This window comes from Chromobacterium sp. Ag138 (assembly GCF_055181315.1).
This window is the reverse complement of sequence record NZ_JBUPWA010000001.1, coordinates 684872-696383: the sequence shown is the minus strand read 5'-3', so window position 1 is coordinate 696383 and position 11512 is coordinate 684872. Positions and strand designations below refer to the sequence as shown.

10 protein-coding genes are annotated in these 11512 nt (G+C 64.6%); 3 read left to right on the top strand and 7 right to left on the bottom strand.

The window, feature by feature from the left end:
• Positions 1-82: 82 nt before the first annotated feature.
• The 3 genes from ACY3GB_RS02855 (at position 83) to ACY3GB_RS02845 (ending at position 2051) form a co-directional block, all read left to right on the top strand.
• Entirely contained in the window at positions 83-673 is a 591-nt protein-coding gene (locus ACY3GB_RS02855) for a TetR/AcrR family transcriptional regulator (protein WP_463087401.1), read from the top strand.
• Positions 674-747: 74 nt separating this feature from the next.
• Positions 748-1239 (top strand): DUF4442 domain-containing protein, encoded by a 492-nt coding sequence (locus tag ACY3GB_RS02850; protein WP_234004395.1) that lies wholly within the window; start codon positions 748-750, stop codon positions 1237-1239.
• Entirely contained in the window at positions 1236-2051 is an 816-nt protein-coding gene (locus ACY3GB_RS02845) for a crotonase/enoyl-CoA hydratase family protein (RefSeq protein WP_463087400.1), read from the top strand. Before ACY3GB_RS02850 ends, ACY3GB_RS02845 begins: the two co-directional genes overlap by 4 nt.
• A 57-nt stretch (positions 2052-2108) precedes the next feature.
• On the opposite strand, the gene ACY3GB_RS02840 is transcribed toward ACY3GB_RS02845, so the two are convergent.
• The 7 genes from ACY3GB_RS02840 to ACY3GB_RS02810 form a co-directional block, all read right to left on the bottom strand.
• Positions 2109-3164 (bottom strand): DUF418 domain-containing protein, encoded by a 1056-nt coding sequence (locus ACY3GB_RS02840; RefSeq protein WP_463087399.1) that lies wholly within the window; start codon positions 3162-3164, stop codon positions 2109-2111.
• Entirely contained in the window at positions 3161-3757 is a 597-nt protein-coding gene (locus tag ACY3GB_RS02835; protein ID WP_463087398.1) for a TetR/AcrR family transcriptional regulator, read from the bottom strand. The genes ACY3GB_RS02840 and ACY3GB_RS02835 overlap by 4 nt, the downstream gene beginning before the upstream one ends.
• Positions 3758-4079: 322 nt before the next feature.
• Positions 4080-5282, bottom strand: a complete 1203-nt coding sequence (locus ACY3GB_RS02830) for a branched-chain amino acid ABC transporter substrate-binding protein (protein WP_463087397.1) — start codon at positions 5280-5282, stop codon at positions 4080-4082.
• A 289-nt stretch (positions 5283-5571) separates the two neighbouring features.
• Positions 5572-6660: a ferrochelatase gene (hemH, locus tag ACY3GB_RS02825; protein ID WP_463087396.1), complete on the bottom strand. Its 1089-nt coding sequence runs from the start codon at positions 6658-6660 to the stop codon at positions 5572-5574.
• 54 nt (positions 6661-6714) lie between these two features.
• Positions 6715-9015: a DNA translocase FtsK gene (locus ACY3GB_RS02820; protein WP_463087395.1), complete on the bottom strand. Its 2301-nt coding sequence runs from the start codon at positions 9013-9015 to the stop codon at positions 6715-6717.
• Between the two features lie 58 nt (positions 9016-9073).
• On the bottom strand, positions 9074-10177 hold the full coding sequence (locus tag ACY3GB_RS02815) for an anhydro-N-acetylmuramic acid kinase (RefSeq protein ID WP_463087394.1): 1104 nt from the start codon (positions 10175-10177) through the stop codon (positions 9074-9076).
• Positions 10177-11511: a peptidoglycan DD-metalloendopeptidase family protein gene (locus ACY3GB_RS02810; protein WP_463087393.1), complete on the bottom strand. Its 1335-nt coding sequence runs from the start codon at positions 11509-11511 to the stop codon at positions 10177-10179. The genes ACY3GB_RS02815 and ACY3GB_RS02810 overlap by 1 nt, the downstream gene beginning before the upstream one ends.
• Position 11512: the final 1 nt, after the last annotated feature.

The following is an 11512-nucleotide window of genomic DNA, read 5'->3' as shown; positions in this document are numbered from 1 at the left end:
AGGGCATGCGCGGCCGAAGCGGGCAAGATGCCCCGCCGGCGGGCCGATTGACACCTTACTGACCAGTAAGTAGAGTGGCCTGATGCATAATGGTTCCGACAGCAAGAACGATACCCGCAAGCGCATACTCGACCTGGCCGAGGAGCTGCTGCTGACGCGCGGCTTCAACGGTTTCAGCTACCAGCACATCAGCAGCGCGCTGGGCGTGCGCAACGCGGCCATCCACTACCACTTTCCCAAGAAAAGCGACCTGGGCGTGGCGCTGATCCAGCGTTACCGCCGTCGTTTCCAGCGTTTCATCGAGCAACAGGGGGAGTGGGACGCCGCCCGCCGGCTGGAGGCGTATTTCGGCTTGTCGGACCAATATTACCTGCAGCACAAGCAGATCTGCCCCAGCGGCATCCTCAGCACCGAGTTCCAGACCCTGCCGGAAGACATGCGGCAAGAGGCCTCGGCCTTCATCGATGAGATGCGGCAATGGGCGGTGGCCATCGTCAGGCTGGGGCGGGACTCCGAGCGGATGACATACGCCGGGACGCCCGAGGCCGTCGGCATGATGCTGTTTTCCGCGCTGCAGGGCGGGCTGCAGCTGGCGCGCATCGACGAGGGCGCGCTGCCGCTTTTGAAGAGCCAGGTCAGGACCACGCTGGGCATGCCCGAGGCGCAAGAATAAGCGGCCGGCGGCAAACCGGGCGCAGACAACACGAGAACAACAAAGGGGGTAGCATGGAGTACAGAAAGAACAGCATGAGCCGGATCGCAGACAAGGTGGGCCGCTTGCCGGTGGGCTGGCGCCGGCCAGTGCTGTCGATGATGTTCGGCAAGATCGTTCCCTTCCTGTCCACCGCCGGGCTGCGATTCGAAGAGGTCGGCCATGACAGGCTGACGGTGTCGATCCGCAACCGCAAGAAGGTGCAGAACCACATCCGCGGCGTGCACGCGGCGGCGATGGCGCTGCTGGCCGAGACATCCACCGGCTTCGTGGTGGGCATGAACATGCCGGACGACAAGCTGATGCTGCTCAAGTCGATGAAAGTCAATTACGTCAAGCGTTCCCAGGGCGACATGAAAGCCGTGGCGACGCTGACGCCACAGCAGATCCAGACCATGTACGAGCAGGAAAAGGGCGAGGTGCTGGTGGAGGTGCTGGTGACCGACGAGTCCGGCGAATCCCCCATTGTCTGTGAGATGCTGTGGGCCTGGGTTCCCAAGAAACGTCCGGAGGCGAAAGCGGCATGATCAATCTGCAAACCCTGTCAGCGGAGCTGGACGATAAGGTCGCTCTGTTGCGTTTCAACCGTCCCGACAAGGCCAATGCGCTTAACCTGCCGATGTGGCAGGACTTGCGCGCCGCGCTGGATTGGGCCGATGGCGAGCCCGGCGTCCGCGCCGTGGTGCTGGCCGGCAGCGGCAAGCATTTCTGCTCGGGAATCGACCTGACGATGCTGGTGGGACTGCAATCCAGCATCCAGGACGAGTGCGAAGGGCGCAAGCGCGACAAGCTGCGCCGCTTGATCCTGGATCTGCAGGACTGCGTGACCAGCCTGGAGCGCTGCCGCAAGCCGGTGATCGCCGCGATACACGGCGCCTGCCTGGGCGGCGGCCTGGACATCGCGTTGGCGGCGGATTTCCGCTTCGCGGCGGAAGGCGCGGTGTTCGGCGTGCGCGAGGTGGACTTGGGCATGGTGGCCGACGTCGGCTCCTTGCAGCGCCTGCCGCGCGTGGTGGGCGAGGGCGTGGCCCGCGAATTGGCGCTGACCGGCCGCGACATGGTGGCCGAGGAGGCGCTGGAGGTCGGCCTGGTCAACCGGGTGCTGGCGGATGCCGACACCGTGTTGGCCGCCGCGCTGCAGAGCGCGAAGCTGATCGCGAGCAAGTCGCCGCTGGCGGTTCGCGGCAGCAAGGAAGTGCTGAACTACAGCCGCGACCACAGCGTGGCGGACGGGCTGCAGTTCGTCGCCGGCTGGAACGCGGCGATGCTGATCTCGGAAGACATCCAGAAGGCCGGCATGGCCGCGATGATGAAGCAGCAGGTCAGCTTCCGGGACTGAGAGTTACGAAGACCTTGCCTTCCGGCAGGATGGTTTCCTGCCGGAAGTAGGCGATTTTCAAGGCGCGGGCCGGTCGCAGACGCGCCGCATCAGCCATTCCAGCGGGCCGTGGCGGAAGCGCTTGGACCATAGCCAGGCGAAGGCCACGGCGGCGGCGCAATACAGCGCGGCGGCCGGCGGCACCCGCGCGAGCTCGCCGCTGTCCAGCCATCCCATTTCCTCCAGAACGCCCATGCCGATCAGGATGTGGGCGATGTACAGCGTCAGCGTTTGCCGGCCCGCCGCCAGCAGCGGCGCGAGTCGGGCGGCGAGGCCTGGGCGCGACGCCAGCGCCAGGCAGCCGCCTATCGCCGCGCTGGCGATGCCGCCGGCGTTCAGCATGTACAGCGGCCCGGGCGGCAACGGTTTCGTTCCCAGAAACGGCGAAAGCCGAGCGGGCGACAGATCCCGCAGCCAGGCCGACAGCAGACCGCTGGCAAGCGCCAGCAGCGCGCCGCCGGCGATCAGCCTCCATTGCGTGCCAGAGCGGGCCAAGGGCTGCCGCGACAGCCATAGCCCCCATATCGCAAAACCCAGCCAGGGCAGCATCGGGTGCCAGCCATTGAGCAGCAGGTTGCGCGTGAAGCCGGCCGGGGTCCAGAAGTCCTGATAGCTGAGCGTGGCCCAGTTCCAGCCCCTTTCATAGTCCAGCGTCAGCTGCAAGGCGAAGGCTGTCGACAAGGTCAGGCACAGCGCTGCCAGCAGCCATCGCTCAGGCAGTTTCAGCAACAGGCAGGCGGCGAAGAAATAGAAGGCGTAGTAATGGATGATGTCGGCGGGGAACAAGGTGAAGTTGAGCAGCCCGACCGCCAGCAGGAACACGGCGCGCCGGCAGGTCTGGCTGATGGCCTGGACGCGGGCCAGCCGCGCGGTGGCCAGGCCAAGGCCGATGCCGGCCAGGGTCACGAAGGTGGCGGCGGATCGCCCCTCCAGCAGGGAGAACCAGGGCAGCAGCGGGTCCTGGACGGACGGGAAGGGCGCGATCGCCAGGCGAAAGTTGACCAGCACCATGCCGATCAGGGCCAGGCAGCGAGCCAGGTCCAGGCCGTCCAGGCGGTTGGGGCGGGGGGTCATCGTTTTCCTCCCGCGGGCGACAACAGCTTGTCGATCAAGACCGAGATGTCATTGTTGTCCAGTTGGGCGCCCAGCAAGGCGCGATTGATGGCGCAGCCCTCCAGCGCGTCCAGCAGCCAGTGGGCGCAGGCGGAAAAGGGCAGGCCATGGTCTATGTCTCCCTGTTCGGCGCCGCGGCGCAGGGCATCGGCCAAGGCGCTGGCCAGGCGACGGCGGTTGGCCGCGAACAGCCGGGCCAGCTCGGCGTCGCGCGCGGCTTCCGCCAGCACTTCGGCGGTCAGGCTGACGTCTTCCGGACGCTCGCACAGCCGCAGATAGCGTTCGGCGAAATCCCGGACGGCAGGGCCGGCGGGGTCCGCCGTCAACGCATCGATCAAGTCCTGTTTTTCCAGCGCCTCCATCGCGGCGATCTCCGCGATCAGGGCCTGCTTGTTGGGAAAGTGGTTGTACAGATTGCCCAGGCTGACGCCGGCGGCGTCCGCGATGTCGCGCATGCCGGTCTGGTGGAAGCCTGAGGCGATGAAACAGGCAAGCGCCGCGTCGACGATCTGTCCGCGGCGGTTTTCGGTTTGCTGCTGGCGCTTGGGCGTCATGCGGTTTCCTTTGTATAAAGGTGGCTTTTCCAATCATACAATGAACGAACGTTCATTCAATATTTGATGTCAAAAATAGTAAAAAATGGCGATTGCATGTGGCGGAAAAACAAAACAGGCGCCAGAGCGCCTTCGATGTGTGCTTGCCGTGTCTGCAGCATCTGGCTAGGGCTTGTCATGCTGGCGGCGTTGGGACGGCTGCGCCAAATCCGAAATGAGTGCTGCTTGTTGCAAGCTTGGGCGGCGGCCTCGGCTTGTTTGGCCTGCAAAATGAAAGAGGCGCCGAAGCGCCTCTCTTGTGTTGCGGAGCTGGGGGAGGCGTTTATTTGGCCTCGCCGCCGACGGTGGACACCACTTCCCACTTGCCGTTCTTCACCTGATAGACGGTGACGGCGCCGTTCTTGATGTCGCCCTTGTCGTCGAAGGCGATCTTGCCGGTCACGCCCAGATAGTCGGTTTTGCCGACTTCAGGCAGGTAGGTCTTGGGGTCGTAGGACTTGGCGCGCTTCATCGCGTCCACCAGCACCATCACCGCGTCGTATTCGAAAGGCGCGTAGATCTGCACGTCGGTGTTGAATTCCTTCTTGAACTTCTCGTCGAAGGCCTTGAAGCCGGGCATCTTGTCGCGCGAGATGCCGCAGCTGGACGCGTATTGGCCTTCGGACGCGTCGCCGGCCAGCTTGACGAATTCCGGAGTTTGCCAGCCGTCGCCGCCCATCAGCTTGGCCTTCAGGCCCAGGCGCTGCATCTGCTTGGCCAACGGGCCGGCCTGCGCGTCCATGCCGCCGTAGAACACCAAATCCGGGTTGGTAGCCTTGATCGAGGTGAGGATGGCGTTGAAGTCGGTGGCGGTGTTGTTGGTGAACTCGCGTTTCACCACCTGGGCGCCCTTGGCCTTCACCGCGCCTTCGAACTGGTCGGCCAGGCCCTGGCCGTAGGCGGTGCGGTCGTCGATGATCGCGATTTTTTTGGCGTTCAGCGTGCCGGCGGCGAATTCGCCCAGGGCCTTGCCCTGCTGCACGTCATTGGCGATCACGCGGAAGGTGGTCTTGAAGCCTTGCTTGGTGTAGTCCGGGTTGGTGGCGGACGGGGAAATCTGCGGGAGGCCGGCGTCGGAGTAGATCTTGGAGGCCGGGATGGTGGTGCCGGAGTTCAGGTGTCCGACCACGCCGACCACGCCGGCGTCCACCAGGCGCTGGGCGACTTGGGTGCCGATTTTCGGGTCGCCCTGGTCGTCCTCGGATACCAGTTCGAACTTGACCTTCTTGCCGCCGATTTCCACGCCCTTGGCGTTCAGGTCTTCGATGGCGAGCTTGGCGCCGTATTCGTTGTCCTTGCCAAGGTGGGAGATGGGGCCGGACATCGGCGAGACTTGGCCGATCTTGACCACGGTTTCGCCGCCGGCGGCGGCCTGGCTGGGAGCGGAGGCGGGCTGGCTGCCCGTGGCCGGCTGCTCCTGCTTGCTGCAGGCGCTCATGGCGATGACGGCGGTGGCGATCAGGCTGTAGCGAGCGTATTTGTTCATTGAGAGTTCCCCTGAATCTTATCTGCGTAGACTTTGATGATCTCTTTGGTAAACCAACAACACCATTAAGAGGCTGTTAGTTGCGACTGATTATGGTGACCAGTTTGCGAGAGTGTCAATCTGGCCGGAAGCGCACTCAATGAATATAGGATCAATCTTGGCATTTTGCGGCAAACAAGTTGAAAACGGGCGTATGGCCATTCGGTCATACGCCCGTATTTTCAGCTTATCCAGCTGATTTTAAAAGGGTTGCTTGGGGTGGTGGAAAGCGGCGCGGCTGATGTTGATGTCAGGAGGATGCCCCCATGTCATGCGCGCGAGTCGTTCTTTGGCGGCTATCTTCTGTCGGGATTTCTGTCCATCCGGCCAGATTGTTCCTGACGATCGCAGCAAGAGAGGCTATCCATTGCGGGTCCTCGTTCAGGCAGGAAATGTAGCGGAATTCGCCACCGCCGCTGCTCAAGAAGGTCTCCTTGCCTTCCATGGCGATTTCTTCCAGCGTTTCGAGGCAGTCGCCGACAAAACCAGGGCAGACGACGTCCACCTTTGCGGTTTTCGCCTTGCCTAATTCCATCAGCACTTCGCTGGTATACGGCTTCAGCCATTCGGTGCGGCCGAAACGGCTTTGAAAACTGATGACGTATTGATCCGCCCGCAGATGCAGCGCCTCCGCCAGCAGCCGCCCGGTCTTCTGGCATTCGCAATGGTAGGGGTCGCCCTTGTCGCGGGTGAAGCGCGGCACGCCGTGAAAGCTCATCACCAGCTTGTCCGGCTGTTGGCCGTATTGCCAATGCTGGCGTATTCGGGCGGCCAGCGCGGCGATATAGCCGGGATCGTCGTGGAAGTGCCGCACCGTGCGCACGTCCGGCATATTGCGCAGCCTGGCCAGCGTACGGAACGCTTCGTCCAGGGCGGTGCCGCTGGAGGAGGCTGCGTATTGCGGATACAGCGGCAGCAGCAGCAGCCGCTCCACGCCTTGCTCCCGCATCTTGCCGATCACGCTTTCGACGGACGGATTGCCGTAGCGCATCGCGTAGTCGACCACCAGGTCGCGCAGGCCCATTTCGCCCAGCTGTCCCTTCAGCAGCCTGGCCTGGCTGCGGGTGTGAACCAGCAGCGGCGAGCCTTCCTTGGTCCAGATGCTGGCGTACTTTTGGGCCGATTGCTTGGGACGGGTATTCAGAATGATGCCGTTGAGGATCAGCCACCAGGGCAGGCGCGGAATCTCGATCACGCGCGGATCGGACAGGAATTGCTTGAGGTAGGGGCGCAGCGCCTGCGCGGTGGGGGCATCGGGCGTGCCCAGGTTGATCAGCAGCACGCCGGTCTTGGGCGTGTAATCGTGGCGGAACGCAGGTTCGGGAAGATAGCGGGGCATGGCCATCCTTTATTATGGGAAAGCGGGCGCCGCGGCACGGCGCCCGTGGAGGTCTCAGTCTTCTCTGGCAGGCGCCAGCACGGTGCGGTTGCCGTTGCTTTCCATCGAGGAGACCAGGCCGGCGGCCTCCATTTGCTCGATCAGCCGGGCCGCCCGGTTGTAGCCGATGCGCAGGTGGCGTTGCACCGAGGATATCGACGCCTTGCGGGTCTTCACCACGATGGCGACGGCTTCGTCGTACAGCGGATCGGATTCGCCGTTCGATTCGCCGTCCAGGCCGCCGGAGCTGGAGCCATCGTCGCCGTCGGCCTGCCCGGTGAGGATGCCTTCGACGTAGTTCGGCTCGCCGGTTGTTTTCAGGAATTCCACCACGTGGTGCACTTCTTCGTCGGAGACGAAGGCACCGTGGACGCGGTTGGGGTAGCCGGTGCCCGGCGGCAGATACAGCATGTCGCCCTGGCCCAGCAGCGCCTCGGCGCCCATCTGGTCGAGGATGGTGCGGCTGTCGATCTTGCTGGACACCTGGAAGGCGATTCGCGTCGGGATATTGGCCTTGATCAGGCCGGTGATCACGTCCACCGACGGCCGCTGGGTGGCCAGGATCAGGTGGATGCCGGCGGCGCGGGCCTTCTGCGCCAGGCGGGCGATCAACTCCTCGATCTTCTTGCCGGCCACCATCATCAGGTCGGCCAGCTCGTCTATCACCACCACCACCAGCGGCAGGGTGTCGAGCGGCTCCGGCGTTTCCGGCGTCAGGCTGAACGGGTTGGGGATTTTCTCGCCGGCCTTGTCGGCGTCCTTGATCTTCTGGTTGAAGCCGGCCAGGTTGCGCACGCCGAGCTTGGACATCAGCTTATAGCGGCGCTCCATCTCGCCCACGCACCAGTTGAGCGCGTTGGCGGCCTGCTTCATGTCGGTGACCACCGGGGCCAGCAGGTGCGGGATGCCTTCATACACCGACAGCTCCAGCATTTTCGGGTCCACCATGATCAGCCGCACTTCCTGCGGCGTCGCCTTGTACAGCAGCGACAGGATCATCGCGTTGATCGCCACCGATTTGCCGGAGCCGGTGGTGCCGGCCACCAGCACGTGCGGCATCTTGGCCAGGTCGGCCGACACCGGCTGGCCGGCGATGTCCTTGCCCAGCGCCATGGTCAGGCGCGAGGCCATGTTCTGGTAGCCGTCAGAGCCGATGATCTCGGTCAGCTTCACGATCTGGCGCTTGGGATTCGGCAGCTCCAGGCCCATGTAGGTCTTGCCCGGAATGGTTTCGACCACGCGGATGGACACCAGCGACAGCGCGCGCGCCAGGTCCTTCATCAGGTTGACGATCTGCGCGCCCTTGACGCCGACCGCGGGCTCGATCTCGTAGCGGGTGATCACCGGGCCGGGATAGGCGGCGATCACCTTGACGTCCACGCCGAAGTCGGCCAGCTTGCGCTCGATCAGTCTGGATGTGTATTCCACCGTTTCCTGCGACACCGTTTCCAGCAGCTCCTTGGGCATGTCCAGCAGGCTCAGGCCGGGCAGGGCGGCGTCTTTGGGATCGGCGAACAAAGACTGCTGAACCGGCTTCTGGGCCTTGGCCGACACCGGCACTTCCAGCACCGGCGGCTCGATGCGCACCGGCGCAGTTTCCTCGATCTTCTTCTTGGCGACCGACACCTTTTCCTCGCGCTTCTGCGCGGTTTCCTTGCCGATCTCGCGGTCCTTCTTCGCCTGCCAGCTCTGCCACAGGCCGATCACGCCTTCCTCCAGCCACGTGCCGATGCGCTCCATCAGATTGAGCCAGGACAGGCCGGTGAACAGCGAGAAACCAATGGCGGACAGCACGCCCAGCAGCAGGTAGGAGCCGGACAGGCCCAGGCCGTGGGCGATGCCCTTGCCGATGAAGTGGCCGAACATGCCGCCAGCGTCCAGCGGCAGCTTCAGCGCCTTGCCGTCCAGCACGATGGCTTCGAAGCTGGAGCTGGACAGCAGCAACAGCACGAAGCCGCCGACGGCGGCGGCGGTGATGGGATTGAACTTGAAGCCCAGGCTTTCGATGCGGCGGTAGCCCCAGCCTATCGCCACCAGGCAGAACACCACCAGCCACCAGGTGGAAAAGCCGAACACGTACAGCAGCATGTCCGACAGCCAGGCGCCGAACGCGCCGCCGTAATTGCGGACAGTGGGGTCGGAGGAGCTGTGCGACCAAGAGGAGTCGAGCGGCGAGTAGCTGGCCAGCACCAGCACAAGGTAGACGGCCGCCACCGCCATCAGCAGCCACCATGCTTCTCGAAGCAGGGAGACCAGCTGAGGCGGCAGCGGCGTCTGGTTGTTCTTGACTACGGCTTTGCGCTTGAAAAATCGCATTTTTTTCATATTTGGCTATGACAGCTGATGATTATAGCCTGATGCGAAGCTTTTCACCTTACCGAGGATACAGCGCGCCCAGCACGCGGGGCCCCTGCGCGCCGGTGACGGAGGGCAGGTTGCCGGCTTGGCGATGGTCGAAGCGCCAGCCCAGCCAGGCGAAGGCGATCGCCTCGATCAGCTGCGCGGGCAGTCCCAGCGCTTCGATCGCGCTCACTTGCTGCCCAGGCAGCAGGCGGGAAATCTCCGCCATCAGCGCGCCGTTGCGGGCGCCGCCGCCGCAGGCGTAAACCGCCTGATTGCCGGGGCAGTGCTCGAGAATGGAGTCGGCGATGCTGCGGGCGCTGAAGGCCAGCAAGGTGGCTTGCACATCCTGCGGGGAGGGCGCGGATGATAGCGCGGCCAGCTTTCCGGCCAGCCATTCGTCGTCGAACAGATCGCGCCCGGTGCTTTTGGGCGGCGGTTGCGTCAGATAAGGCTCGGCCAGCATCGCGGCCAGCAAGGGCGCGTGGACCGCGCCGCCGGCGGCCCAGCGGCCGTCGTCGTCGAAGGGCTGGCCGGTGTGGCGCAGGCACCAGGCGTCCATCAGCATATTGCCGGGTCCGCAGTCGAAGCCTATCGCCTCTTGGCCCGCGTGCAGCCGGGCGATGTTGCTGATGCCGCCGATATTGAGGATCACCCGCTTTTCGTCCAGGTTGGAGAAAGCGCTTTGCTGAAAAGCGGGCACCAGCGGCGCGCCGTGGCCGCCGGCGGCGACGTCGCGGCTGCGGAAATCCGCTATCACGTCGATGCCGGCCAGCTCGGCCAGCTTGGCCATATTGCCGATCTGAATCGTGTAGCCGTCGTGCGGCGCGTGGCGAACGGTCTGGCCGTGGCAGGCGATGGCGCGGATATCGTTCGGATGGCGGCCCGATTTTGCCAGCAATTCGACGGCGGCCTGGGCATAGATCTCGGCTAGCCGGTTGGCCAGCGTTTCAGCGCGGTGCAGCTCGTCGTGGCCGCGCGGCTGCAGCGCCAGCACGGCGGACTTCACCTCCGCGGGATAGGGGACGACATGGTCGGCCAGCGGCTGGGGGCGGCCGGCGTCGTCGAAGCGCACCAGCACGGCGTCTACGCCGTCCAGGCTGGTGCCGGACATCATTCCAATGTATAGGTCAGTCATCAATCGATCTGGGCAACGTTGACCGGGATGTTCTGCAGCAGATCAAGCCGCGCGCTCAGCACCTGTTTCTTGGCGTCGAACTGCGCGAGCTGGGTCTTGCTCAGGCCCGGAGTGGGCAGGGCGTTGGTGGCCGGGTCCACTGGCTGGTCGTTGACCCGCACCTCGAAGTGCAGGTGGGCGCCGGTGGAGCGGCCCGTGCTTCCAACATAGCCTATCACATCGCCGGCCTTGACCTTGCCGCCTGCCTGGATGCCCTTGCCGAAGCCGCGCATATGGGCGTACAGCGTGGTCAGCTTGGCGTTGTGGCGTATCATCACCACGTTGCCGTAGCCGTTTTCGCGCGCCACTTTGATCAGCTCGCCATCGGCGGGGGCCACGATGGGCGTGCCGGCGCTGGCGGCGTAGTCGATGCCGGAATGCATGCGCAGCGAGCGCAGTATGGGATGTTTGCGCAGGCCGAAGCCGGAGCTGATGCGGGCGCCGGCCACCGGCTGGCGGCTGAAGCCTTTCTTGACCGGCTTGCCTTCGGCGTCGTAGTAAGCGCCGCTTTCGCTGTCATGAGCGAAATAGAAAGCCTGGTGCAGCTTGCCTGCGCGTTCGATCGACACCGCCAGCAGGTTGCCGCTGGCGATGGAGGTGCCGGCGTAGACCATGGTTTCGTACACCAGATTGATGCGGTCGCCCGGCTTCAGGCTGGAGAGCTCGAACTGGTCGGAGAAAACTTCGGACAGCTGGTTGCGGATGTCGGCCGGCACGCGGGCGGCGGCCAGCTCGGCGGCGGCGCCGCGCTTCAGCGTGATCGAGCGCACGGTTTCCACGCTCTCGGCGGCCACCGGATCGGCGCTGGCCTGCCACTTGCCGTCGCGCTTCTCCAGCGCTACCAGCAGCTGTTCGCCGTTGTCGTCGTCCTGCAGGAAGCGCAGGCCGAACAGTTCGCCGGCGTCGTTGGTCTGCACCGTCAGCGTGGCGCCGACCTTCAGCTTGAGCAGATCCTTGGCCACCGGGCTGGTATACAGGAAGGCGCGGGCTTCGTTGTCGCGCACGCCCAGGCGGTTCAGCACCCGGGCCACGGTGTCGCCGCGCTTGACCGCCTCGTCGCGCCAGTAGCGGGTCTGGCTGTCGGCGAAATGGAATGCCGGCAGCGCCAGCCGTTCGATCACTTGTTGCTGCCTAACCTGTTCGGGCAGGGTTTCCTTGGCGCCGTTGGCGACGCCGAAGGCGGTGGCCGTGCCCAGCAGCGGCAGGCAGGCGGCGATGCCGAGCCAGCTCAGGTGGTGGTTGACCAGCCGGCTGGCGCACTTTTGCGGGATATGTAGCAGTTTGCGATAATCCATC

Bases quoted from the DNA above. Each gene is read 5' to 3' on its own strand.
- ACY3GB_RS02810 (WP_463087393.1), bottom strand. From the start codon at position 11,511: ATGGATTATCGCAAACTGCTACATATCCCGCAAAAGTGCGCCAGCCGG.
- ACY3GB_RS02835 (WP_463087398.1), bottom strand. From the start codon at position 3,757: ATGACGCCCAAGCGCCAGCAGCAAACCGAAAACCGCCGCGGACAGATC.
- ACY3GB_RS02840 (WP_463087399.1), bottom strand. From the start codon at position 3,164: ATGACCCCCCGCCCCAACCGCCTGGACGGCCTGGACCTGGCTCGCTGC.
- ACY3GB_RS02830 (WP_463087397.1), bottom strand. From the start codon at position 5,282: ATGAACAAATACGCTCGCTACAGCCTGATCGCCACCGCCGTCATCGCC.
- hemH (WP_463087396.1), bottom strand. From the start codon at position 6,660: ATGCCCCGCTATCTTCCCGAACCTGCGTTCCGCCACGATTACACGCCC.
- ACY3GB_RS02850 (WP_234004395.1), top strand. From the start codon at position 748: ATGAGCCGGATCGCAGACAAGGTGGGCCGCTTGCCGGTGGGCTGGCGC.
- ACY3GB_RS02815 (WP_463087394.1), bottom strand. From the start codon at position 10,177: ATGACTGACCTATACATTGGAATGATGTCCGGCACCAGCCTGGACGGC.
- ACY3GB_RS02845 (WP_463087400.1), top strand. From the start codon at position 1,236: ATGATCAATCTGCAAACCCTGTCAGCGGAGCTGGACGATAAGGTCGCT.
- ACY3GB_RS02855 (WP_463087401.1), top strand. From the start codon at position 83: ATGCATAATGGTTCCGACAGCAAGAACGATACCCGCAAGCGCATACTC.
- ACY3GB_RS02820 (WP_463087395.1), bottom strand. From the start codon at position 9,015: ATGCGATTTTTCAAGCGCAAAGCCGTAGTCAAGAACAACCAGACGCCG.